The sequence below is a fragment of the Streptomyces sp. NBC_00483 genome (assembly GCF_036013745.1).
GTDB lineage: Bacteria > Actinomycetota > Actinomycetes > Streptomycetales > Streptomycetaceae > Streptomyces.
In genome coordinates this window covers 10,022,996-10,047,832 of record NZ_CP107880.1, presented here as the reverse complement: position 1 = coordinate 10,047,832, position 24,837 = coordinate 10,022,996, and the positions used below count along the sequence as shown (strand labels likewise).

General features: G+C 71.8%; 20 protein-coding genes. 18 read left to right on the top strand and 2 right to left on the bottom strand.

Annotation, left to right across the window (positions count from 1 at the left end; translation table 11 throughout):
• Positions 1-64: 64 nt before the first annotated feature.
• The 7 genes from OHA73_RS44885 (at position 65) to OHA73_RS44855 (ending at position 8,351) form a co-directional block, all read left to right on the top strand.
• Entirely contained in the window at positions 65-595 is a 531-nt protein-coding gene (locus OHA73_RS44885; protein ID WP_267073139.1) for a TIGR03086 family metal-binding protein, read from the top strand.
• A gap of 114 nt (positions 596-709) precedes the next feature.
• Entirely contained in the window at positions 710-2,122 is a 1,413-nt protein-coding gene (locus OHA73_RS44880; protein ID WP_267073140.1) for a purine-cytosine permease family protein, read from the top strand.
• A 12-nt stretch (positions 2,123-2,134) separates the two neighbouring features.
• Positions 2,135-3,688, top strand: a complete 1,554-nt coding sequence (locus tag OHA73_RS44875) for a hydantoinase/oxoprolinase family protein (RefSeq protein WP_266725243.1) — start codon at positions 2,135-2,137, stop codon at positions 3,686-3,688.
• Between the two features lie 37 nt (positions 3,689-3,725).
• Positions 3,726-4,829: a DUF917 domain-containing protein gene (locus OHA73_RS44870; protein WP_267073141.1), complete on the top strand. Its 1,104-nt coding sequence runs from the start codon at positions 3,726-3,728 to the stop codon at positions 4,827-4,829.
• A 186-nt stretch (positions 4,830-5,015) separates the two neighbouring features.
• Positions 5,016-6,083 (top strand): DUF917 domain-containing protein, encoded by a 1,068-nt coding sequence (locus OHA73_RS44865; RefSeq protein WP_267073142.1) that lies wholly within the window; start codon positions 5,016-5,018, stop codon positions 6,081-6,083.
• Positions 6,080-7,642: a PucR family transcriptional regulator gene (locus tag OHA73_RS44860; RefSeq protein WP_267073143.1), complete on the top strand. Its 1,563-nt coding sequence runs from the start codon at positions 6,080-6,082 to the stop codon at positions 7,640-7,642. Before OHA73_RS44865 ends, OHA73_RS44860 begins: the two co-directional genes overlap by 4 nt.
• Before the next feature lie 163 nt (positions 7,643-7,805).
• A complete protein-coding gene (locus tag OHA73_RS44855) occupies positions 7,806-8,351 on the top strand; it encodes a DinB family protein (RefSeq protein ID WP_267073144.1) in 546 nt (181 codons plus the stop codon).
• A 54-nt stretch (positions 8,352-8,405) separates the two neighbouring features.
• Here the strand turns inward: OHA73_RS44855 and OHA73_RS44850 are convergent, their stop codons facing one another.
• Complete coding sequence (locus OHA73_RS44850; protein ID WP_266725233.1) at positions 8,406-9,788, bottom strand: MFS transporter; 1,383 nt, start codon at positions 9,786-9,788, stop codon at positions 8,406-8,408.
• Between the two features lie 262 nt (positions 9,789-10,050).
• On the opposite strand from OHA73_RS44850, the gene OHA73_RS44845 reads away from it, so the two are divergent.
• The 3 genes from OHA73_RS44845 to OHA73_RS44835 are packed head-to-tail and all read left to right on the top strand — an operon-like array spanning position 10,051 to position 13,863.
• On the top strand, positions 10,051-11,340 hold the full coding sequence (locus OHA73_RS44845; RefSeq protein WP_267073145.1) for a glucarate dehydratase family protein: 1,290 nt from the start codon (positions 10,051-10,053) through the stop codon (positions 11,338-11,340).
• A gap of 49 nt (positions 11,341-11,389) precedes the next feature.
• A complete protein-coding gene (locus tag OHA73_RS44840) occupies positions 11,390-12,208 on the top strand; it encodes a cyclase family protein (RefSeq protein ID WP_267073146.1) in 819 nt (272 codons plus the stop codon).
• 2 nt (positions 12,209-12,210) lie between these two features.
• Entirely contained in the window at positions 12,211-13,863 is a 1,653-nt protein-coding gene (locus OHA73_RS44835; protein WP_267073147.1) for a thiamine pyrophosphate-binding protein, read from the top strand.
• A 354-nt stretch (positions 13,864-14,217) separates the two neighbouring features.
• Here the strand turns inward: OHA73_RS44835 and OHA73_RS44830 are convergent, their stop codons facing one another.
• Positions 14,218-15,111 carry a LysR family transcriptional regulator gene (locus tag OHA73_RS44830; protein ID WP_266725226.1) on the bottom strand — a complete coding sequence of 298 codons (894 nt, stop codon included), beginning with the start codon at positions 15,109-15,111 and terminating at the stop codon, positions 14,218-14,220.
• A gap of 134 nt (positions 15,112-15,245) precedes the next feature.
• On the opposite strand from OHA73_RS44830, the gene OHA73_RS44825 reads away from it, so the two are divergent.
• The 8 genes from OHA73_RS44825 (at position 15,246) to OHA73_RS44790 (ending at position 24,823) form a co-directional block, all read left to right on the top strand.
• Positions 15,246-16,508, top strand: a complete 1,263-nt coding sequence (locus OHA73_RS44825; protein ID WP_267073148.1) for an MFS transporter — start codon at positions 15,246-15,248, stop codon at positions 16,506-16,508.
• 214 nt (positions 16,509-16,722) lie between these two features.
• The gene (locus tag OHA73_RS44820) at positions 16,723-17,745 is read left to right on the top strand and encodes a LacI family DNA-binding transcriptional regulator (protein ID WP_267073149.1); all 1,023 of its coding nucleotides are present in this window, start codon (positions 16,723-16,725) and stop codon (positions 17,743-17,745) included.
• A 112-nt stretch (positions 17,746-17,857) separates the two neighbouring features.
• The gene (locus tag OHA73_RS44815) at positions 17,858-19,150 is read left to right on the top strand and encodes an ABC transporter substrate-binding protein (protein ID WP_267073150.1); all 1,293 of its coding nucleotides are present in this window, start codon (positions 17,858-17,860) and stop codon (positions 19,148-19,150) included.
• Positions 19,147-20,082 carry a carbohydrate ABC transporter permease gene (locus tag OHA73_RS44810; RefSeq protein ID WP_267073151.1) on the top strand — a complete coding sequence of 312 codons (936 nt, stop codon included), beginning with the start codon at positions 19,147-19,149 and terminating at the stop codon, positions 20,080-20,082. Before OHA73_RS44815 ends, OHA73_RS44810 begins: the two co-directional genes overlap by 4 nt.
• 1 nt (position 20,083) lies before the next feature.
• Positions 20,084-20,938 carry a carbohydrate ABC transporter permease gene (locus tag OHA73_RS44805; protein ID WP_267073152.1) on the top strand — a complete coding sequence of 285 codons (855 nt, stop codon included), beginning with the start codon at positions 20,084-20,086 and terminating at the stop codon, positions 20,936-20,938.
• A gap of 8 nt (positions 20,939-20,946) precedes the next feature.
• The gene (locus OHA73_RS44800; protein WP_267073153.1) at positions 20,947-22,032 is read left to right on the top strand and encodes a glycoside hydrolase family 130 protein; all 1,086 of its coding nucleotides are present in this window, start codon (positions 20,947-20,949) and stop codon (positions 22,030-22,032) included.
• On the top strand, positions 22,029-23,249 hold the full coding sequence (locus tag OHA73_RS44795; protein WP_327658314.1) for a Gfo/Idh/MocA family protein: 1,221 nt from the start codon (positions 22,029-22,031) through the stop codon (positions 23,247-23,249). Before OHA73_RS44800 ends, OHA73_RS44795 begins: the two co-directional genes overlap by 4 nt.
• On the top strand, positions 23,246-24,823 hold the full coding sequence (locus tag OHA73_RS44790) for a glycoside hydrolase family 13 protein (protein WP_327658313.1): 1,578 nt from the start codon (positions 23,246-23,248) through the stop codon (positions 24,821-24,823). The genes OHA73_RS44795 and OHA73_RS44790 overlap by 4 nt, the downstream gene beginning before the upstream one ends.
• The last annotated feature ends 14 nt before the right edge of the window (positions 24,824-24,837 follow it).

Below are 24,837 nucleotides of genomic sequence, written 5' to 3'. Positions count from 1 at the left end.
GTTCGGGGCCTGGGAGCGGTCTGCACCAGTATCACCACGGCATGCCATCCGAGGAGGACTTACCGTGATCGACCTGAAGCCGGCCTGCGGCCGGATGACCGATGTACTGACCGGCCTGAGCGAGGAGCAGCTGTCCCTGCCCACCCCCTGCTCCGAGTACTCCGTGCGCGAGCTCATCGCCCACGTCGACGAGGCGGCGCGGGCCTTCACCGGCTTCGCCCGCAAGGAAACGCCCCTGCCCGAGGAGCCGGGCGACCGGCGGGAGAGCACGGCGAAGAGCGTGCGGGCGCTCGGCGACGCCTGGGACGACCCCGAGGCCTGGCAGGGCGATTCGGACGGGCCGGGGTTCACGCTGCCGAACGAGACGTGGGGGAAGGTCGCGCTCACCGAGATGGTGGTGCACGGCTGGGACCTCGCCAAGGCCACAGGACAGCCCTTCGACCTGCCCGAGGAGACCCTGCGCGCCTGCCACGACCACGTCAGCGGCTTCGTGACGGCGGCGCCACTGCCGGAGCTGTGGGGGCCGCCGGTCGAGACACCCACCGACGCACCGCTGATGGACCGCATCGTGGGCTTCACGGGGCGCCGCCCCTGACCCTGCTCCCCGTGCACTCTGCACAGCCACCTCCGTCCCACCGGGCACTGCGCCCACCCCACCCCTCCGGCGGCCGCCGTAGCGTGCGGGCAACCGCAGTCGCTTGGAGGTTCGATGGCCGCCGCACGCGCCGTCGGGGTGGACGACCACGCCCTGACCAGAGTGCCCACCACCGCCCGTTACAGCTGGTGGTCCGTAGCCCTGCAGCGGTTCGGGCAGATCTCCGGGCTCAGCCAGTTCGTGCTCGGCGCGACGCTGGGCTTCGGGATGGACTTCTGGACGGCGTTCTGGGCGCTCACCCTCGGCTCGGTGATCGTCGAGGTGCTCTCGATCTTCGTGGGGATCATCGGCGTACGGGAAGGCCTTCCGACGTCCGTGCTCGCGCGCTGGACCGGGTTCGGGCGCGTCGGGTCCTCGCTGATCGGGCTCGCGATCGCGCTGAGCCTCATCGGCTGGTTCGGCATCCAGTCGGCGATATCGGCCGACGCGCTCGCCGGGCTCGTCGGGGTGTTCCCCGCGCCCGTGTGGTCGGTCCTGTTCGGGCTCGGTGTGACGGCCGTCGTGCTGTGGGGCTTCGGCTCCATGAACTGGGCCGCGTACGTCACGGTGCCCGCGTTCCTGCTGCTGGTGGGCTGGTCCACGGTGCACGAGCTGGCCCGCTTCGACATCGGGCACCTCGTCGCCTCCGCGCCGCCGGGGCCGCAGCTGTCCCTCGTCCAGGGCACGACGCTCGTGGCGGGTGGCGCGATCGCGGGCGCGATCATCACGCCGGACATGACCCGCTTCAACCGGTCCACCGCCGATGTCGTCAAGCAGACCGTGGTGGGCATCTCGCTCGGTGAGTACGTGGTCGGGCTCGCCGGAGTGCTCCTCGCGCACGCCACCCGGTCCGCCGACGTGACCGCGATCGCCGTGTCCTCGGTGGGCTGGGTCGGCACGCTCGTCGTCATCATGGGCGCGCTGAAGATCAACGACTGGAATCTGTACAGCTCCGGCCTCGGCGTCGTGAACTTCATCGAGTCGGTCTTCGGCCGCAAGGTCAACCGCGCCACCGTCACCGTCCTGCTCGGTGTCATCGGCAGCCTGCTCGCGGCGGCCGGCATCCTCGACCGGTTCGCCGACTTCCTGACGCTGCTCGGCGTCGCCTTCCCGCCCATCGCCGCTGTGATGATCGCCGAGTACTTCGTGGTCAAGCGGTGGCGCGGCGACCTGGAGGCCTCGCGGTCCTCGGGCACGCTGCCCGCGACCGCGCCGACCTGGGTCCCGGCGACGCTCGTCGTGTGGGTGCTCGCCTTCTGCGTCGGTGAATTCCTCGACTGGGGCCTGCCCAGCATCAACTCGGTCGTCTTCGCGTTCGTCGCCTACATCGTGCTGGGCAAGCTCGGCCTCGTGCGCGGCGTCGGTGTGTCCCGCGACATGGGAGCCGGTGCTCCGGTGTCCGATGAGACCCCGGGCGTCGCGAGCGGCGACTCCCCCGACTCCCCCACCCCTCACGTCCCCGCCGCCTCCAGCGGCGCCTCCCGCTAAGGAGAGAGTTCCGTGCGTATCGGAATCGATGTCGGCGGCACCAACACCGACGCCGTCCTGCTCGAAGGATCGCGGGTGCTCGCCACCACCAAGGCCGCGACCAGCCAGGACGTCACGTCCGGCATCGTGTCCGCGCTCGAGGCGCTGCGCGCGCAGCACGCCTTCGACCCGGCGGCGGTCGGCGCCGTGATGATCGGCACCACCCACTTCCTCAACGCGCTCGTCGAGGCCCGCGGCCTCGCCCCGACGGCGGCGCTCCGCCTCGGCCTGCCCGCGACGTCCGCGCTGCCCCCGTTCGTGGACTGGCCGGAGCGCCTGACGCGGGCCGTCGCCGGACGGCCGTACCTGGCGCACGGCGGGCACGAGTTCGACGGGCGGAAGATCGCCGACCTGGACGAGGACGAGCTGCGCCGGCACGCCGCCGACATGGCCGCCCACGGCATCAGGTCGGTGGCGATCTCCTCGGTGTTCTCGCCGGTCAGCGACGAGTTCGAGGTGCGCGCGGCGGAGATCCTGCGCGCCGAGCTGGGCCCGGACGTGGCCCTCTCGCTGTCCCACGAGATCGGCCGCATCGGCCTCCTGGAGCGGGAGAACGCGACGGCGGTGAACGCTGCGCTGCGTGAGCTGGCCGCCGGGATCGTCGACGGTCTGGCCGGTGCGGTCGCCGGGTTCGGCATCACCGCGCCGCTGTATCTGAGCCAGAACGACGGCACGCTGATGGACCTGGAGTACGCGCGCCGCTACCCGGTCGCCACCTTCGCCTCGGGCCCGACCAACTCGATGCGCGGCGCCGCGGTGCTGTCCGGTCTCGACACCTGCGCGGTCGTCGACGTCGGCGGCACCACCAGCGACGTCGGTGTTCTGGCGCAGGGCTTCCCGCGCGAGGCGGGGACGGCCGTGGACGTGGCGGGGGTGCGCACCAACTTCCGTATGCCGGATGTGCACAGCATCGGGATCGGTGGCGGTTCGCTGGTCGTCGAGGACGGCGGCCGGGTCACGGTCGGCCCGCGTTCGGTCGGCTACCGGCTCACCGACGAGGCGCTCGTGTTCGGCGGTTCCACACTGACCGCCACCGATGTCGCGGTCGCGGCGGGGCTCACCGACATCGGTGACCGCTCCGCCGTCGCCCACCTCGACGCGCGCCTGGTGAAGGAGGCGCTCGACACGATCGCCGCCGACATCGCCCGCGCGGTGGAGTCGATGCGGACCTCGCCCGAGCCGCTGCCGGTGGTCGCGGTCGGCGGCGGCTCCGTCCTCCTCCCGGACACCCTGCCGGGCTCCGGAACGGTCCACCGGCCCGACCACTTCGCGGTCGCGAACGCGATCGGCGCGGCCATCGCGCAGGTCGGCGGCGAGGTCGACCGGGTCTACGCGATCGACGCGGGGCGCCGCGAGACCGTGCTCGACGAGGCGCGGCAGGAGGCGGTCGACCGAGCCGTCGCCGCGGGCGCGAACCCGTCCGGGGTACGCATCGTCGAGTTCGACGAGGTCCCCGTCCCCTACCTGCCGGGCAACGCCACCCGCATCCGCTGCAAGGCCGTGGGCGACCTGCAACAGGTCGACTGAGCCCCGCGCCCCACCCACGTAAGGAGAGCACGAGCACATGAGCTGGACCCTGGGCCTCGAGCAGCTGGACGACCTGGCGCGCGGCGCCGCGATCCTCGGCACCGGAGGCGGCGGCGACCCGACCATCGGCCGCCTCCTCGTCCGCGAGGCGATGCGCGAGTACGGCCCGGTGACCGTCCTCGACCCCGACGAGGTCGCCGACGACGCGTTCGTCATCCCGGTCGCGAACATGGGCGCGCCGACCGTGATGGTCGAGAAGCTGCCCGGCGCCGACGAGCCGGTGGCCGCGCTGCGCGCCCTGGAGACGTTCACGGGACGCAAGGCCGACGCGACGATGCCCATCGAGTGCGGCGGCAGCAACTCGCTGATCCCGCTGATCGTCGCGGCCCGCACGGGCCTCCCTGTCGTCGACGCGGACGGCATGGGGCGCGCCTTCCCCGAACTCCAGATGGAGACCTTCCACGTCTACGGGATCCCGGCCTCGCCGCTCGCGATGGCCGGCGAACACGGCGAGACCTGCGTGTTCGACACCGGCAAGGACACCAAGCGCCTGGAGGACCTGGCCCGCCGGGTCACGGTCGGGCTCGGTGGCGGCGCCTCGATAGCCGAGTACTCGATGACCGGGGAACAGCTCAAGCGCACCGCGGTGCCGCGCACACTGACCCTCGCACTGTCCCTCGGCCGGGCGGTCCGCGAGGCGCGCGAGGCACACCGGGACCCGGTGGAGGCGCTCGGCGAAGCGGTGGGCGGCACGATCTACGGTCACCTGCGGGTGCTGTTCCGCGGCAAGGTGACCGACGTGGAGCGGCGCACGGAGGGCGGCTTCGCGCGCGGCCGTGCCACGTTCGCGGCGTTCGAGGGCGACTCGGATCTCGAACTCCGTTTCCAGAACGAGCACTTGGCGGCACTCCGCGACGGCGAGCCGATCTGCGTGGTCCCGGACCTGGTGTGCGTCCTGGAGGCGGACACGGGCGAACCCATCACCACGGAGGCGCTCCGCTACGGCCAGCGGGTCACGGTGATCGGCATCGCGGCACCGGCCATCATGCGCACCCCGGAGGCCCTGTCCGTCTTCGGCCCGTCCTGCTTCGGCCTCCCGTACGAATTCCGTCCGGTGGAGGAGACGCTGGAGCTTTCTTGAGCCTGCGCCCCGGAGCCTGACATCGCGCCCCAGCGGCGGGTGCGCAAATCAAGCCCCTGCGGCGGGTTCGAAACTTCGAGCTTCGGCGGCGGGTGCCCATTTCTAGCCCCTGCGGCGATTGAGCAGCGGGGTCCGGGGCAGAGCCCCGCGACGCAGGAACGGGTGCCCGCTGCGAGAATCAGGGGCGTGCCCCACACCATCACCGCCGAAGACGTCCCCGCCCTGGTCACAGGCGTGAACGTACTCGGCTGCGGCGGAGGCGGGGACGCGGCAGCCTTCGCGTCGATGCTGCGCCACTCACTGGGCGAGACCGGCACGGTCACCTGGCACGAGGCCGGCGCCCACGACCCCGTCATCGTCCCGGTCGGCGTCGTGGGCGCGGTGAACGTACTGAGCGAGAAGCTCCCGAACGGCCAGGAGTTCCGCGAGGCGATCGCCGCGGTGACCCGCTGGACCGGCAGCCCCGCCCCCGACGCCCTGATGGCCGTGGAGGCGGGCGGCCCCAACGCCCTCACCGTGCTGCTGGCCGCACTGGACCTCGGCCTCCCCGTCGTCGACGTCGACCTGATGGGCCGCGCCCTCCCTCGCCTCGACCAGCTCAGCTGGGCGGTGCGCGGCCTCCCGGTCACCCCGTGCGCGCTGGCCGAACCGGGCGGCCAGATCCTGGTGGTGGACCGAACGGACGCGCGCGGCCTGGAACGCACGGTGCGCGGATTCCTCACGGCGGCGGGCGGCTGGGCCGCACTCGCGCTCGCCCCGGTACGGCTGAGCGCGGTGCGCGACGCCTGCGTCCACGGCTCCCTCACCCGCGCCCTGGCCCTCGGCCGCGCGCACACCGAACTCCCGCACCGCCCGGACAGGGACGCCGTGGAGGCCGCGCTCGGCTGCAGGGTGCTCGCGGCGGGCCGGATCCGGGAGGTCGCGCGCAGCGGGGGCCCCGGATTCGGGCGCGGCAGCGTCACGGTCACGGACGCCGCCTCCGCCGCCGTCGTCCGCCTGGAGACGGAGAACGAGATCCTGCTCGCCCTGCGCGACGGCGAGCTCGCGGCGACCGTCCCCGACGTCATCTGTCTCCTGGACCGTCGCACGGCGCTCCCCGTGGCCATCGACCGGGTGCGCCCCGGCCAGGAGGTCATCGCGGTGACCCTGCCAGGGCCCGAATTCTGGCGGCGTCCTGACACGGAGCCGTACGTCTCGCCCCGGGCGTTCGGCCTGGACGCGGGGGTCGTCGGATTCGAGGCGGCCACGACATGACCAGCACGGCCCGAAGTGGTTCCTCCGCCGGCATCCCCCTCTCCGCCATGCTCGCCCACCCCACGTGGCACGACGTCACCCTCCTCGCGGGCCCCGAGGACACCCGGAGCATCCAACACCCCGTGGCGGCACAGGACTTGGCACACCCGCTCCCCGAGGAACCCACCGGCAGGCTCCTCGTCCTGCTCGGCGGCGCGGACCGCGGCGACTGGCGGCTCGACGCGCTGCTGCGCCGTGCGCACGGCGCGGGTGTCGCGGCGCTGCTGGTCCCGGGGGTGACGGCGCTCCGCATGTCCTCGACGCTGCTCGCCGAGCGGCTGCGGCTGCCCGTCCTCGGCTCCCCCGACCCGCTGGCCGCGTACCTCGCCCTGGAGCGGATGACCGCCGAACCGGGGCTGCTGCGCGCCGAGTCGACCCTGCGCACCGCGCAGGTGTGTGCCCGCGCGGACGAGACCGTGGACGCGCTCCTCACCGACCTGGGCGCGCTGCTGCACCGCCCGGTCGCCCTGCTCACCGCCGACGCCCGGCACCTGGCGGGCGACCCGGCGACCGTGGCGCCCGCCGAACAGGACACGGTGGCACGGCAGTTGACAGGGCCGCCGCTCCCCCGCCCGCTCGACCTCCCCAGCGGCGCCCGCCTCCTCACCCACCCCGTCGGCACCGAACGCGTCCCGCCCCGCCTCGTCGTGCGCCTGCCCGCCCGACTCGCCCCCGAGGCCGACGCGGTGGCGGCCGCCCTGGAGGTGGCGTCGGGCGCCGTACGGGAACGCCTCGCGCTGCGCCGCCTCGACCTGGAACGCAGCGCCCGCCACCGCACCTCCCTGCTCGGCGAGTTGCTGCGCCCGGCGGGCGGCGAGATCCCGGACGCGGTGCGCCGGCACGCGGTCGAGTTCGGCTGGCGCCTGGACGGCTGGCACACGGGCATCCGCATCGGCACCGGACCCGATGTGGACGTGGCGGGCCTGCGCGCCGAGGTCACCGACGCGTTCGCGGCGGAGCGGCTCGGCGCCCAGGTCGTCGAGCAGGGCGACGGCTGGTCCGCCTGGACCAGCACCGACCAGGAGCCGTCGACCCGCGACATCGAGCGGCACGCCGCCGCCGTGCGCCGCGTACAGCGCCGCCTGCCCGAGGTGCTGCACGCGTACGTGGGGGTGGGCCGCGCCCATCCGGGACCCACCGGCATCGCCCGCAGCCTCGGCGAGGCGGCCGACGCCGCACGGCTCGCGCAGGGCCGGGAGGCGAGCGGCCGCTTCTTCCACGTCGACCGCCTCGGCCTCGCCCAGCTCCTCCTCGCCTGGACCCGCACGGACACCTTCCAGCCCGCGGCCCGCTCCCTGCTGGAACCGCTGTCCGGCGAGCCCGGCGACCTGGTGCACACCCTCACCGCGTACCTCGACGCGGAGTCCTCCACGGCCGAGACCGCCGCGGTCCTCGGCGTGCACCGCAACACGGTCGCGGCGCGCATCGCCCGCGTACAGCAGCTTCTGAGCGTGGACCTCGCGGATCCGGACGAGCGCCTGGCCCTGCACCTGGCGTGCCGCACGGCCATGGACGGTTGAATCAAACAGCCATGGATCAAACGGAGATGGATCAAGCCGAGACGATTCAAGCGGAGAAGAATCAAACGGAGCAGGAAGCGAACTAGGACACGATCAGACCTACTTGCTGGCTACTGTGACGGAACCGAACACCAAGCGGGATTCCACGCGAGAGGCTGACACCATGACCACCAGCGAGCCGACCACCCAGGGCCCCACCGTCACCGGCGAACGCGCCGACATCCTTGAGTCGTTGGCCAAGCAGCGGCACTTCCTGGCCTTCACCACGCGGGATCTGACGGACGACCAGGCCCGGCAGCGGACCACGGCGAGCGAGCTGTGTCTCGGCGGTCTGATCAAGCACGTCACCGGGGTGGAGCGCGGCTGGGTGGGCTTCATCCTCGAAGGCCCGTCCGCCATGCCGGACTTCTCGGCGATGACCGACGAGGACTTCGCCGCCCGGGCGGACGACTTCCGGCTGCTGCCCGACGAGACGCTGGCCGGCGTGCTGGCCGACTACGAGAAGGCCGCGGCCACGACCGACGAACTGGTGGCGACCGTGCCCGACCTGGACCGCAAGTGGCCGCTGCCGAAGGCCCCTTGGAACGAGCCGGGCGCCCAGTGGTCCGTCCGCCGGGTCCTGATGCACATCGTCGCCGAGACCGCGCAGCACGCGGGCCACGCCGACATCATCCGCGAGTCCCTGGACGGCTCGAAGAGCATGGGCTAGCACCCTGCCGGGCCCCAGCCTCACGGCGCGCTCGCGTGGGCGCGCCGTGAGGCCTCACGCATCTCCCGCGGCGAGTCGGTCCTTCGGGGCGTTCGCGGGGACCGGGTCGGAGGGGCCGCGGCCGTGGTTGCGGATGAGGGCCACGCCGATGAGGGCGAGAAGGGAGGCCGCGGACAGGGTGTAGAGGCCGCCGTTGGTGCTTCCCGTGGTGTCCTTGAGGTAGCCGAAGAGGGTCGGTGAGACGAAGCCGCCCAGATTGCCCAGCGAGTTGACGAGGGCCAGGCCCGGAGCGGCGATCTTCACGTCCAGGCCGTGCTGGGCCATCGGCCAGAACACACCCGCGGCCACCTTGCCACCGACCGCGGCCAGAGTGATCGCGACCAGCCCGAACCAGGGCGATCCGAGGGTTGCCAGGAAGGTGCCGAGAGCCGACAGGACCAGCGCCGCGGCCAAGTAGGGGCGCCGGTCGGGGAGCCGGTCGGTGAAGTGGTTGGTGGTGTACATCGCGATGACGGCGAAGATCCACGGGATCGCGGAGATGAGCCCGACCTGGAAGGGAGACAGTCCGCCGATCTCTTCGACGAGGCTCGGCAGCCAGAAGGTGATGGCGTAGCCGGTCAGTGCCATGGCGAAGAACACGCACGTCAGCGCGGCGACCTGCCCCTGGAAGAGGAGCTTGATGCCGCTGGTGCCGGGGGCCCGGGTGCGCTCCTTCCGGTCGCTCTCGACCGCCGAACTCAGCGCCTCCTTCTCCTCGTCGGACAGCCAGCGGGCGTCACGGATGCGAGAGACGAGGAAGAAGCCGGCGAAGATGCCGAACACGATCGAGAAGCCGCCTTCGAGCGCGAACATCCAGCGCCATCCGGCGATGCCGCCGATGCCGTGCATCTCCAGGAGGGCCCCGGTGATCGGCCCGGTCACGATGTACGCGGTGGCCGAACCGCCCAGGAAGATCGCGCTGGCCTTGCCCCGGTGGGAGTTCGGCAGCCACTGGGTGAAGTACAGCATGACGCCGGGGAAGAATCCCGCCTCGGCGACGCCGAGCAGGAAGCGCAGCCCGTAGAAGGCCCACACGTCGTGGATGAAGCACATCCCGAGGATCACGGCGCCCCACGTGATCATGATCCGGGTGAGCCAGACACGTGCGCCGAGCCGCTCGAGCAGCATGTTGCTGGGCACCTCGAACAGGGCGTAGCCGATGAAGAAGAGGCCGGCACCCAGGCCGTACGCGGTGGCGCTGACGCCGACGTCCGCACGGAGGTCGTCCTGGACGAAGCCCACGTTCGTCCGGTCCATCTGGTTGATCACCAGCATCAGGACGAGCACGGGCAGCATTCTGGTCAGGAATTTCCTGATCGCACGCTGCTCAGCGGTGCGTTCGGCCGCCGCCGCGGCCCTTTCGGCCCGGGTCTTCCACTTGAACGGTTGCGCGGCCATGCGGGCTCCCAAGTCTGGTGCCTCGTGGGGACGGTGGTTCGCGTTTCTGAATGCTGATCAAGATCGTGGGCACCCTACGGACCGACCGTCACAGCGTCAATGGATCACACAGAACCAGCGATTCACGCACGTGAAAGGCCCTGTCACGCCACCTGGCAGGCCCACGGGGACCGCTCGGACTGTTCATGCATACGAATCATGTGCTCTTATCTGAATGTCCGTCGCTCCCGCGAACAGACCACCGGACAGAAGGGCCCGAGGCATGAAGTCGTCCACCGCTCACCCGGATACCGCTCCCCCGGACGCCAGCAGCCGCATCCGTGAACTCATCGTCACGCCCATCGCCTTCGCGGACCCTCCCCTGCTCAACGCCGACGGGGTGCACGAGCCCCTCGCGCTGCGCTGCGTCCTCCAACTCGTCCTGGAGGACGGCACCGTCGGGTTGGGCGAATCACCCGGCGGCAGCGCGCGGCTCGCCCGCCTGGAGCGGGCCGCGAAGATATTGCCGGGCCGGGACGTCTTCGACACCACGGCCCTGTGCTCCGCCGTCGACGACGCACTGAGGGCCGACGTACCGAGCGCGCACGAGCGCGGCTGGACCACCTCGGCGATCGAGGTGGCCTGCCTCGACGCGCAGGGCAAGCTCACCGGCCGTCCGGTCAGCGACCTCCTGGGCGGCGCGGTGCGCGACAGCGTGCCCTTCGCCGGATATCTCTTCTACAAATGGGCCCAGCACCCCGCCCTCGACGGACGCCCGGCGATCGCGGACGAGTGGGGGGAAGCGCTCACTCCGGACGGCATCGTCGCGCAGGCGCGGCGCATGCGGGAGCTGTACGGCTTCGAGTCCTTCAAGCTCAAGGGCGGCGTCTTCACGCCCGACGAGGAGATCGCCGCCGTCGAGGCGCTGCGCGACGCCTTCCCGGACGCGCCGCTGCGCCTGGACCCGAACACGGCCTGGACCGTGGAGACTTCGGCCCATGTGGCCCGGCGCCTCGCCGGCACCCTCGAGTACCTGGAGGATCCGACCAGGACCATCGCGGGCATGGCCGAGCTGGCCCGCAGGTCCCCCATGCCGCTGGCGACCAACATGTGTGTGATCGCCTGGGAGCATCTGCGCCCGGCGGTGCGGGAGAACGCCGTCCAGGTCCTGCTCACCGACCACCACTACTGGGGCGGACTGCGCCGCACCCGTGAACTCGCCGCCGTTTGCGAGGCGTTCGGGCTCGGCCTTTCCATGCACTCCAATTCCCACCTCGGTATCAGCCTCGCCGCGATGACCCACGTCGCCGCTTCACTGCCTCGCCTGGACCACTCCTGCGACACCCATTACCCGTGGAACGCCGACAGCGACATCGTGGAGCCGGGCGCGCTGAAGCTGGAGAACGGGGCGGTTCGCGTGCCCACAGGGCCCGGTCTCGGTGTCACCCTCGACCGTGACGCACTGGAACGGATGCACCGCGTCTATCTGGAGTCCGGCATCCGGGATCGCGACGACAGCGGCTACATGCGCCGTGTCCAACCGGACTTCCGGCCGGGGCTGCCCCGTTGGTGACCTCACCCGGCCATTGGCTCGGGCGGCGGAAGCGTCGATGATGATGACCATGACTTCAGCACCGAACACACCCGGCGTGGGGAACGCGTCGACACTCGATCTGGCGGCCGCGCTCGCCACCGGCTCCGTCCGCGTCGTCGACCTCACGGCGCCCCTCTCCTCCGGGACGCCGATCCTTCCGCTGCCCGAACCTATGCACCCGATACCCCACTTCGAGCTGGAGCGGCTCAACGACTGGGACGATCCCGGTGAGATCTCCTTCCAGAACCACATCCACACCGGCGAGCACGTGGGCACCCACTTCGACGCCCCGGTGCACTGGTCGTCCGGGCGCCACCTGGAGGACGTGGGCAGTGTGCCGGCGACGCGGCTCGTGGGGCCCGCCGCGGTCGTGGACAAGTCGGCCGAGTGTGCCAAGGACCCCGACCATCTGCTCGGCCTCGACGAGTTGAAGGCGTGGGAGCGTGAGCACGGCACGCTGCCCGAGGGCGGCTGGCTGGTGTACCGGACCGGCTGGGACACCCGCTCCGACGACCAGGCCGCGTTCCTCAACGCCGACGACAACGGCCCGCACACCCCGGGCCTCACCCCGGAGTGCGCCCGCTACCTGGCCGAGGAGACCGGCATCGTGGGGATCGGCGTGGAGACCGTGGGCACGGACGCGGGTCAGGCGTTCCGCTTCGAACCGCCCTTCCCCGTCCACCACTTCATGCTCGGCAACGGGAAGTACGGCGTGACGCAGCTGCGGGGCGTCGGGGAGCTTCCGCCGGTCGGCGCGGTGCTCGTGGTCGCGCCGCTGCGCATCGTCGGCGGCTCCGGCAGCCCCGCGCGCGTCCTGGCGCTGACGCCCGCCTCGGAAGGCAAGTGAGCATGCTCGTACGGGAAGCCATCGGCCGCGAGCTCCACCGGCTCGGTGTGCGCACCGCGTTCGGCGTGGTGGGCAGCGGCAACTTTCATGTGACGGGCGCGCTCGTGGCCGCGGGCGCGCGCTTCGTCGCGGCGCGGCACGAGGGTGGCGCGGCGGTCATGGCGGACGCGCACGCCCGCACCAGCGGCGAGGTCACCGTCCTCTCCGTGCACCAGGGCTGCGGCTACACCAACTCCCTTACTGGTGTGGCCGAGGCCGCGAAGAGCCGCACTCCGCTGCTGGTCGTGACGGCGGAGGCGACCGAGCGGACCTCGAACTTCTACGTCGATCAGCCGGCCATCGCCGAGGGCGTCGGGGCGGTGTCGGCGCGGGTCCGCTCCGCGCGCACGGCGCTGGACGACGTCACCCGCGCGTTCCGGCTGTGCGCCGAGGAGCGCCGCACGGTGGTCCTCAACGTCCCCATCGACGTACAGGACGAGGCGCTGCCCGAGGACGCGGTGGCTCCTCGGCGCCGACCGGCCCCCGGTCTGCCGCGCCCGGCCGCCGCCGACGCCGAGGACTTCGCCGAGCTGCTGCGCCGCGCCGAACGCCCGGTGTTCGTGGCCGGTCGCGGCGCCCGTTCCGGCGAGGCCGGCGAGGCGATCGCGGCGCTCGCCTCGCGGACGGGAGCGCTGCTCGCCACGTCGGCGGTGGCGCGCGGGCTGTTCAACGGGCGGCAGGGCGAGGAGTGGTGTCTGGACGTGGCCGGCGGCTTCTCCACACCGCTGGCCGCCGAACTCATCTCGGGCGCCGACCTGATCGTGGGCTGGGGCTGCGCCCTGAACATGTGGACCATGCGGCACGGGCGCCTCATCTCGGACACGGCCAAGGTCGTCCAGGTGGACGTCGACCGCGACGCCCTCGGCCGCACCCGCGACATCGACCTGGGCATGTGGGGCGGTGTCACGGAGACGGCGCGCGAGGTCGCCGCGCTCCTGGCGGACGATCCCGCGGCGAGCCGATACCGCACGCCGGACGTCGCCAAGCGGCTTGCCGCCGAGGGCCGTTGGCCCCAGGTCCCGTTCGAGGACGGCACGGGTGACGGCCGCATCGACCCTCGGGCGCTCACACTCACGCTCAACGACATGCTCCCGGCCGAGCGCACGGTCGCCGTCGACTCGGGCAACTTCATGGGCTACCCGAGCATGTACCTCGACGTGCCCGACCAGTACGGGCTGTGCTTCACGCAGGCGTTCCAGTCGATCGGCCTCGGCCTGTCGACGGCGATCGGCGCGGCGCTCGCCCGGCCCGAGCGGCTCCCGGTGGCGGCCTGCGGCGACGGCGGATTCCTGATGGGCGTCTCGGAGTTGGAGACAGCCGTGCGCCTCGGCCTGCCGCTCCTGGTGGTGGTCTACAACGACGCCATGTACGGGGCCGAGGTCCACCACTTCGGCCACCCCACCGAGGCGGCGGACCTGTCCACGGTCACGTTTCCCGACACCGACATCGCGGCGCTCGCCCGCGGCCACGGCTGCGCGGCCCTGACGGTGACGGCGCCGGAGGACCTGTCGCCGCTTGCCGAGTGGCTCGCCGCCCCGGACCGGCCGATGGTGATCGACGCCAAGACGACGCGGGACGAGGGCTCTTGGTGGCTGCAGGAGGCGTTCGGCCACTGACCATTCACCCGGCCTCACAGGTCGGCCACTGACGTCCGCCCGGCCGCCCGGGAAGGCAGCAGCGACCCCCGCCGGAAATCGCTTCCGAACATCGGCGGGGGCCACCCACGAGAAAGCACGGCTCCCCTTCACGCGCTTCCTCGCCTGTTCCGTCCAGTGACGCCGCGGGACCGCGGGAGGAAGCCCCAGCAGGCGCGTCTCGGACGGAGGACCACAGTCGCGTTGTCGGCGATGCGACTGTGGCGTCTTCAGCCAAGCTGCCCAGGGTCCAGGGGCGTTGAAGAGGGTAACCCTCTTCGGCGCATCCAAACGTATGGCACATGCCAGAGGCGCCTCAAGCCCTCGTTCGCGCCGTCATGCGATGGTGTCGGCCGAATTCCGCAGCAGGTCCGTGAGCGCGCGGGCAGCCGCGCTCGGCGGGCGGTCCGCCGGGGTCGCGAGATAGAGCGACCAGCCGAGGTCCGCGTCCGTCACCGGCAGGACGGCCAGGCCGTGCGCGGTGTCGGCGAGGAAGCGCGGCACCAGGGCCACACCCAGGCCCGCCCTGACGTAATCGGCGCTGGTCGCGAGGTCCGTGATCTCGATGGTGACGTGGCGCGGGACGCCCGCCGTGGCGAAGGCGCGGTCGGCGACGGAGCGGTTCCCGTAGCCCACGGGACAGTCGATGAACCGCAGCCCGGCCAGCTCGCGGATCGCCACACTTTCACGCCCGGCGAGCGGGTGGTCGGCCGGCACTACGAGGTCGAGGGTCGAGCCGGCCAGCGGCGTCAGCTCGACCTCCGCAGGACTTGCCCCCGGCAGGGACACGAGGGCAAGGTCGAGACGGCGTTCCGCAAGTGCCGTGAGATGCCCCTGGGACCCGGTCGGCGCGACGGTGATCTGCACCTGGATCCCCGGATGACGACGGTGAAACTCGCCCAGCAGACCCGGCAGGTCGATGAGCCGGATCGACGTGAGGGTGCCCAGGCGCAGGGTGCCGCGCAGCGCGCCCCGCACCTCGGCCACGGCGTCCGCGGCGTCGCGCGCGGCCTCCAGGACGATCCGGGCACGTGGCAGCAGCGCCCGCCCTTCGTCGGTCAGCAGCACCCGTTTGGAGTTGCGGTCCAGCAGCCGCGCGTCCAGTTCCCGCTCCAGCGTTTTGACTGCGGCAGAGACCGCGGACTGCACGATGTGCAGACGGGCCGCCGCGCGCGTGAAGTTCTGCTCCTCCGCCACGGCGACGAAGTACTCGAGATGACGTAGTTCCACTCGTCGACTATCGCAGCAACCATCTGTCTTCGCGATCGTCACCAGCGCGAAGATTCGTTGGACGTGATGGCTGCGCGCACGGAGAGTGGACCGTGCCCGCCCGCACCTCCTCCAGCCGAACGGACTCCTGCCGCATGGCCACGCCGACGCGCGTCCGCACCCCGTCCCACTCCCCCACCGCCCGGCCCACCGCACGCCCCGCCACCGGTTCGCGCCGGCACGGCATCGGCTTCTGGATCGTGGCGCTCGCCTTCCTCACGTCCATGGCGTTCTCGACGGTGCCCACCCCGCTGTATCCGCTGTACGAGGAGCGGGACGGCTTCTCGACCTTCATGGTCACCGTCGTCTTCGCGGTGTACGCGGTGGGCGTCGTCGTCAGCCTGCTACTGGCCGGGCACGTGTCGGACTGGGTGGGGCGCAAGAAGATCCTGCTGCCGGCGCTCGGCCTCGAGTTCGTCGCCGCCCTGCTGTTCCTGTCGAGTCCGGAGCTTCCGGTGCTGCTCGTCGCCCGGTTCGTGAGCGGTCTCGGCATCGGCATGCTCAGCGCGACGGCCACCGCCCACCTGGCCGAACTGCACGGCGCGCACCGTCCCGCCGCATCGCCGGGGCGGTTCGAGACGGTGTCGACGGCCGCCAACATCGGCGGACTCGGCCTCGGTCCGCTGGTCTCCGGATTCCTCGCGCAGTACGTGACGGCTCCGCTGCGGCTGCCGTATCTCGTGTTCGCCGTGCTCCTCGCGGCCGTGGCGGTGGCCCTGTCCCGCACTCCGGAGACCGTGCGCGAGCTGCCGGTCAGGCCGCGCTACCGGCCGCAGCGGGTGAGCGCCGACCATGGCGACCGGGCCGGGTATGTGGCCGCGGCGGCGGGCGCGTTCGCGTCCTTCGCGGTGTTCGGCCTGTTCTCGTCGATCGCCGCCGGGTTCGTCGCACACACTCTGCACCACCCGTCGCACCTGCTGGCCGGGGCGATCTCGTTCCTGGTGTTCGGGGGCGCGGCCCTCGCCCAGATCCTCACCAACCGCCTCGCGCCGCGGGCGAAGTCGACGCTGGGGCTGCTCGCGGAGGGCGCGGGCTTCGTCACGCTCGTCGTCGGGATGCACACCGCCGACCTCGCCACGTTCCTGGTGGGTGGTGCGGTCGCGGGCGTCGGGGCGGGGCTGCTGTTCAAGGCGGCGGTCGGGACCGTGGTCGCGATGGCGGCTCCCGCGCGGCGCGGCGAGGCGCTCGCGGGCCTGTTCCTCGTCGCCTACTTGGGGTTGAGCGGCCCGGCCGTCGCCCTCGGCGTCGCCACGCTCTCGCTCACGGCGACCTCGGCGATGACCTGGTTCGCCGTGGCCCTCTTCGCCCTCCTGGCGACGGTCGCCGTGCTCAACCGCCGCTCGCACGGCGATCGTTGACCGTCGCACGCACGACAGGCCTTGACCGTCGCTCGAACGGCAGGCGTTGCGCGACGCCACGACACCACCGGCGCCACCCACCGCGCAGCGACGCAGATCACATCGGCCAACCTCTTGACGCCTCCACGTTCAAACCGGTTTAGTCAACGTCGTTCGGCCGTTCAAACCGGTTTGAACGTCCATCCGGAGGCCGCCCTCAAGGAGTTGCGCACGCATGGCCCGCAAGCCCACCATCGCGGACGTCGCACGCCACGCCGGGGTCTCCCGCGCCACCGTCTCCTTCGCCCTCAACGACCGCCCCGGCATCGCGGAGGACACCAAGGCCCGCGTGCTCGCGGCGGCCGCCGACCTCGGATGGACGCCGAGCCGCCAGGCCCGCGCCCTCTCGCTCGGCAAGGCAGGGGCGTTCGGCCTCGTCCTGACCCGCGAACCGGAACAGATCGGGGCAGACCTCTTCTTCCCGGCGTTCATCGCGGGCGTCGAGGCCGTCATCGGGCAGCGCGGCGACGGCCTGATGGTGCACGTGACCACGCCGGAGAAGGAGCAGGGCGTGTACGAGCGCCTCGCGGCCGAGCGCCAGGTCGACGGCGTACTCCTCACGGACCTCCGGCACGACGACCCGCGCCCTCCGCTGATGCGCCGGCTCGGCCTGCCCGCCGTGGTGGTGGGCCAGCCCGAGTGGGGCGGCGGCCTGCCCACGGTCAGCCTGGACGACGAGCCCGCCTACTCCGCCGCGGTCCGCCGCCTCGCCGACCTCGGCCACCGGCACATCGCGCACGTCGAGGGGCCCCACGAGTTCCGGCACGCACACCGGCGCCGCCTCGCCTGGGAGCAGGCGCTGCGCGACCTGGGCCTGCCCGAGGGCCCGGTGCTGCCCGGCGGGTTCAGCGCCGAGGGCGGTGCGCGGGCCACCCGTGAGCTGCTCGCGCTCGACACTCCGCCGACCGCGATCGTCTACGGCAACGACCTGGCCGCGATGGCCGGGCTCTCGGTCGCCCAGGAGCTGGGTGTCCCGGTGCCCGAGCGGCTCTCGGTCGTCGGCTACGACGACGCGCCCCTGACCCGCTACAGCTATCCGCCGCTCTCCTCCGCCCGCGCGGACGCCCGTGGTTGGGGCGAGGCCGCGGCCCGCGCCCTGGACGCGGTGCTCGCCGGGGACGAGGGCGCGGCGCACGTGGCGCTGCCGCCCGCCGAGTTCATTCCCCGTGCGTCGATCGGTCCCGCCCCGCGCGACTGAGTCCGCACGACAGAGCGACAAAGCGATGGAGCAACAGACTTCGGCCGCGCCGTGCGCGGACCGGGAATTGCGCACGGCGACGAGGCCGCGCGTGAACAGTTCGGAGATCATCATGCTGAGGAGAACGGCGTCCTCGCTGCTCGTGCTCGCGCTCGCGGGAACGGCGACAGCCTGCGGCCGGGCCGCCCCCGACGCGAACGTCGCCGCCGACGCGCGCGGGCCGATCACGGTCTGGCTGTCCAACAACGCCCAAGAGGTGCAGTGGGGCAAGCAGATGGTGGCCGCGTGGAACAAGCGCCATCCCGATCAGCACGTCACCGCCCAGCAGATCCCTGCGGGCAAGACGTCCGAGGAGGCCATCAGCGCCTCGATCATCGCGGGCACGTCGGCCTGCCTGGCCTTCAACACCTCGCCCGCGGCGGTACCGACCTTCCAGAAGCAGAACGGGCTCGTCCCGCTGGACGACTTCCCCGGCGGCACGTCGTACGTCACCGGGCGCAGCGGCGGCCTCGCCGACCAGTACAAGTCGCCGGACGGCAAGTTCTACCAGCTGCCCTGGAAGAGCAACCCGGTGATGATCCTCTACAACAAGAAGCTGTTCAAGAAGGCCGGTCTCGATCCGGAGCACCCGAAGCTCGCCACGTACAAGGAGTTCCTGAAGACCTCCCGCACGCTGGTGCACAGCGGCGCCGCGAAGGCGGCGATCTGGCCCTCGCCGTCCAGTGACTTCTTCCAGCCCTGGTACGACTTCTATCCCGCGTTCGCCGCGCAGAGCGGCGGAAAGCAGCTGATCGAGGACGGCAAACCGCAGTTCGACTCCGCGGCAGGGCGCCAAGCAGCGTCCTTCTGGCGCGAGTTGTACGCGGAGAAGCTGGCGCCGCAGGAGGCGTATCCGGGCGACGCCCTCAACGACGGGAAGGCCGCGATGGCCACCGTCGGCCCGTGGGCCGTCTCCGCGTACAAGAACGCCGTGGACATCGGTGTCGCGCCGGTCCCCACCTCCGACGGCGGCAGCGGCAAGCACTCGTTCAGCGACGAGAAGTCGGTGGCGATGTTCAGCGCGTGCAAGAACCGGGGCACGGCCTGGGACCTGCTGAAGTTCGCCACGTCGAGTGCACAGGACGGCAGGTTCCTCGAGACGACCGGCCAGATGCCGATGCGCGAGGACCTGACGAAGCGCTACGCCGACTACTTCGCCGAGCACCCCACGTACAGGGCCTTCGCCGACCAGGCGGAGCGCGTCGTCGAGGTGCCGAACGTGCCGGGTTCGGTCGACATCTGGCAGGCCTTCCGCGACGAGTGGACGAAGTCGGTCGTCTTCGGCCGCGAGTCCACGCGCGCGGGCCTGAGCAACGCCTCGTCCGAGATCACCGACCTGCTGAACGAGTACGGAGGCCAGTCATGAGCCTGACTCTCCAGTCGCGCCCCGCCGCGCCCTCCTCCACGGAGCAGTCGCCCGCGCGCAGGAACCGCTTCCGCTCACGCGTCGGCGCCCTGTTCGTCTCCCCGTACGTGCTGTTCCTGCTCGTCGTCTTCGCGATCCCGCTGGTCTACACGGTGTGGATGTCCTTCCACCGCTTCTACTTCACGGCTCCCGGCACGGACGTGGACGCGCCGTGGGTGGGCCTGTCCAACTACAAGGACGTGTTCACCGACCCGGTGGTCGGCCAGGCGTTCCTCAACATCCTGATCTTCCTGGTCATCAACGTGCCGCTGACCGTGGGCCTCTCGCTGGTCCTGGCCGCCGCGCTGAACGCGAAGATGCGAGGGCGGGCGTTCTTCCGCGCCGCGTTCTACCTCCCGTACGTGACCGCGAGCGTCGCGCTCGTCGCGGTGTGGCAGTTCCTCTTCGGCCAGGACGGCTTCGTCAACCATCTGCTCGGCTCGCACGCACCGGACCCGTCGTGGCTGGTCAACACGCATCTCGCGATGCCGATGATCGCCGTCTTCGTGACCTGGAAGCAGCTCGGCTTCTTCGTGATGCTGTACCTGGCCGCACTTCAGAACGTCGGCAAGGAACTGTACGAGGCGTCCGCCATGGACGGCGCCGGCAAGGTGCGGCAGTTCTTCTCGGTGACCGTGCCGGGCGTGCGTCCCGCGACGACGCTGGTCGTCATCTACGCGATCATCACCGGCGCCAACATGTTCAGCGAGCCCTACCTGCTGACCGGGGGCGGTGGCCCGGACCACGCGTCCACGTCGCCGGTGCTGCTCATGTACCAGAAGGGCATCGAGCAGGGGCACCCCGATGTCGCGGCCGCGCTCGGCGTCGTCCTCATCGCCTTCGTCATGGTCGTCTCGCTCGCCGCCCGCAAGCTCACCGAGAGGGGCAACTGACATGAGTGCCACCACTCCCGCGCCCGGCCGCCGCGTCGGCGGGAAGGCCCTGCGCTACGTGCTGCTGTCGCTCGGCGCGGTCGTCTTCCTGTTCCCCTTCTACTACATGGTCGTCGGCTCGCTGCGGAAGGTCACGGCCGGCGATCTGTCGGCGGCCGTCCCCTCCGGCCTGACCGGCGCCAACTACGCGGCGATCAACAGCACGATCTCGCTGGGCCGTTCACTGCTCAACTCCGGGATCATGACGATCGGCGTCCTCATCTGCACCCTGGTCTTCGGTGTGCTCGCCGGATACGCGCTCGCCGTGCTGAAGTTCCGCGGCAAGGGCGCGGTGTTCGGGGCGCTGCTCCTCGTGCAGATGGTCCCGTTCCAGCTCCTGACGCTGCCGCTGTACGTCCTCGTGGTCCGCGACTACGGGCTCGGCGACAACTACTTCGGCATGATCCTGCCGTTCGCGATCAACTCCACGGCCGTCTTCCTGTTCCGGCAGTTCTTCTCGCAGATGCCGCAGTCCCTCTTCGAAGCGGCGCGCATCGACGGCGCGAGCGAGCTGCGGATCCTCTGGAAGATCGCGCTGCCGATGGCCAAGCCGGCCATCCTGACCGCGCTGCTCCTGACGTTCATCGGGCCGTGGAACGAGTTCCTGTGGCCGTTCCTCGTCACCAAGAACGCCGACATGCAGCCCCTCGCGGTCTCCCTCGCGAGCTTCCTGTCAAATCTTCAGGGCACGGTCGCCAACCCGGCCGGCGCCCTGCTGGCCGGCGCGTGCGTGCTGGCTCTCCCCGCGGTGGTCCTGTTCCTCGTGTTCCAGCGCCACTTCACCTCCACCGACATCGACTCCGCTACCAAGGGCTGAATCCGCACATGAGCAATCCCACCGACGACACTGCCACCACGATCCCCTACCGCATGGTCCGCAAGGGCGTGGTCATGTCGCCCCTCGCCGGTGAGGCGAACGAGGTCGAGGGCGTCCTCAACCCGGCCGCAGGACGCACCCCCGACGGCACACTGCACCTCCTCCCCCGCCTCGTCTCCGAGGGCAACGTCTCCCGCGTCGGCCTCGCCGAGGTCACCTTCGACGAGCAGGGCGTGCCGAACGGTGTCGAGCGCCGCGGCGTCGTCCTCGCCCCCGACGAGGGCTGGGAGCGCGGCAAGAACAACGCGGGCGTCGAGGACCCCCGCATCACCTGGGTCCCCTCGCTCGGCAAGCACGTCATGTCGTACGTCGCCTACGGCCCGCTCGGCCCGAAGCCCGCGCTCGCCGTCTCCGAGAACCTCACCGACTGGACGCGCCTCGGCCCGATCCAGTTCGCGTACCAGGCCGACCTCGACACCGACCTCAACCTCTTCCCGAACAAGGACGTCGTCCACTTCCCGGAGCCGGTCCCGGCCCCCGACGGCGAGCTGTCGTACGCGATGCTGCACCGCCCGATGTGGGACCTCGGCTGGTTCCGCGAGGGCGAGGGCGTGCACCTGCCCGCCGGTGTCACCGACGAGCGGCCCGGCATCTGGATCTCGTACGTGCCGGTCAAGGAGGTCGAGGCCGACGTCCGCGCCCTCGTCCGCCCGCGACAGCACACGCTCGTCGCGCTCTCCGAGTACGAGTGGGAGTCCCTGAAGATCGGCGGCGGCCCGGCCCCGATCCGCGTGCCCGAGGGCTGGCTGCTCATCCACCACGGCGTCTCCGGCACCATCGAGGACCCCTGGGCGCAGAACCAGAAGGTGTCGTACGCGGCGGGTGCCATGATCCTCGACCCGGCCGACCCGTCGAAGATCCTCGCCCGCTCCGACCAGCCGCTGATGGCGCCGGAGACCGAGGAGGAGATGTCCGGCACCGTCCCGAACGTCGTCTTCCCGACGGCGATCGAGGAGATCGACGGCGAGCTGTACGTCTTCTACGGCATGGCCGACGCGCACATCGGCGTGGCCCTCCTGGAGCGCACCGCATGACACCCCCTCCCCTGGGCATAGGCCTGGTCGGCTGCGGCGGCTTCGCCGAGTTCGTCCTGGACGCCGTCGCCGGACTGCCGGGCCTGCGCCTGGTGGCGGTCGCCGACCCGTCGCGCGAGCGGGCTTCACGGCTCGCCGCGCGGCACGGTGTCCCTGCACTCGACTCGCTCGACGAACTGCTCGAACGGGACGACGTGGCGGCGGTGTTGATCGCCACGCCGCCCGCCACCCATGCCGCGATGGCCACCCAGGCGCTGCGTGCGGGACGCCATGTCTTCTGCGAGAAGCCGCTCGCCACCACGACGGAGGACGCGGCATCCGTCGCCGACGAGGCGCGCCGCGCAGGGCGTGTCCTGGTCGTGGACCATGTGCTGCGCTACAACCCGCTGCTGCGGGCGGTCCAGCGGCTGACGGAGCGGAAGCTGCTCGCGCCCGTCCGCCGGTTCCTGTTCGAGAACGACGCCGCCGACGAGGACCTGGGCCCCGACCACTGGTTCTGGGACCCGGCGCACTCCGGTGGCATCTTCGTCGAGCACGGCGTGCACTTCTTCGACGCGGCGCGGGCGCTGCTCGGCACGGACCCGGTGAGCGTGCGAGCGACGGCGGTGGCGCGGCCGGACGGGCCGGTCGACATGGTGAGCGCGGATGTCGTGCACCCCGGCGGCGTCCTCGCCTCCCACCTGCACTCCTTCACCCACGCCCACCGCGCCGAGCGTCAACTCATGCGCCTGGACCACGGGTTCGAGGAGACGCGGATCACCGGCTGGATCCCCGCCTACGCGGAGATCTCGGCGTGGACCGACGAGGCGGGCGCCCGCCGCTGGGAGCAACTGCCGCTCCAGCTCGGCCCGTTGCTGACGGTCGAGGGGTTCCGGCCGCACGGCGACGAACAGCTCACCGTCCACGTCGAACGCGACGCGGGACCGGCCACTCCCGCCCGTGGACGCGGTGAGCGGCGCACCGCGCCGCACCACGTCCACGCGGTCATCGACCTCGGCGGCGAGGCCCGCAAGCCGTATGTGTACGCGCAGAGCGTGCGCGCCGCGATGGCCGACCTCGTACGGGCGGTGCGCGAAGGCACCCCGCCGGCGGCGGACGCCCGCAGCGGCTTCGGCGCGGTGGCGGTCGCCGAGGCGGCCACGGTCGCCGCCGCGACGGGCCGCGAACAGTCGGTCCTCCCCTCGTTCCCATGGGCTTCGGAAGGTGTCGTCGCATGAGCTGGTGGCAGGACATGGTCTGCTACGAGGTGTATCCGCGGGCCTTCGCCGACTCCGACGGCGACGGTGTCGGGGACCTGCGCGGGCTGACCCAGCGCCTCGAACACATCAAGGACCTGGGCGCCGACGCGGTGTGGTGCACGCCGTTCTATCCGTCGCCGCTGGCCGACGGCGGCTACGACATCGCCGACTACACGGGCGTGGCCCCGGACCTGGGGACGACGGCCGACGTCGACGAACTCACCGCCCGGGCCCACGCCTTGGACCTGAAGTTCATCGTCGACCTCGTCCCGAACCACACCTCCGACCGGCACCCCTGGTTCCTGGAGGCGCTGGCCGCCGGGCCCGGTTCGGCGGAGCGGAAGAGGTATCTGTTCCGGCCGGGCCGGGGCGCGGGCGGTGAACTGCCACCCAACGACTGGCAGTCGGCGTTCGGCGGGCCCGCCTGGACGCGGGTCGCGGACGGCGAGTGGTACTGCCATCTGCACGCGGCCGAGCAACCGGACCTCAACTGGCGCAATCCGAAGGTGCGCGACGCCTTCGCCGACGTGCTGCGGCACTGGCTCGACCGGGGTGTGGACGGGTTCCGGGTGGACGTGGCGCACGCCCTGTTCAAGGCGGAGGGCCTGCCCGACGCGGGCCCGGGACAGCACACCGACCCGCTGCGCAACCACCTCATGCCCTATTACGACCAGGAGGAGCTGCATCCGCTCTACCGCGAGTGGCGGACCCTGCTGGACACGCACCCCGCGCCGCCGGGTGCGGTGGCGCCCGAGGACCGGGTGATGGTCGCGGAGTCGGCGGTCTTCGACCCCGCCCGGCTCGGGCGCTACATCCGCCCCGACGAGATGCACCAGGCCTTCAACTTCGCCTTCCTGGAGGCCTCTTGGGACGCGGCGGAGCTGCGCGAGGTGATCGACGGTTCGTTCGCGGTGCCCGGTTCCAAGGTGACCTGGCTGCTCTCCAGCCATGACGCGCCGCGACCCGTCACCCGGCATGGCTCCCTGGCGCGCGCCCGTGCGGCCGCGCTGTTGATGCTGGCGCTGCCCGGGTCCGCGTACCTCTACCAGGGCGAGGAGCTGGGTCTTCCGCAGGCGTTCGTGCCCGACGCCCGCATCCTCGACCCGCTGTGGGAACGTTCCGGGCGCACCGAGCGGGGCCGTGACGGCGCGCGCGTCCCGCTGCCCTGGTACGGCACTGCGGCGCCGTACGGCTTCAGCACCGCGGCGCCCGCGGCGACCTGGCTGCCCCAGCCCGACGACTGGGCGCCGCTCACGGTGGCCGCGCAGCAGGCGGACCCGGGCTCGACGCTCGCCCTGTACCGGCGGGCGCTGCGGTTGCGCCGCACCCACCCGGCACCGGATCCCGCGGCGCCCCCGCAGTGGCTCTCCGCGCCCGGCGCACCCCATCTCGCCTTCCGCCGCGGGAACTTGGTGTGCGTGGTGAACCTGGCCGAGCACCCGCTCCCCCTCGCCGCCCTCGGCCTCACCGGCGCTCCGCTCCTCACCAGCGGTCCCCTCACGGCGGGCGCACTGCCGAAGGACACGGCCGTGTGGCTGGTGTCACCGGCCTGAGCGTGGACGGCGAC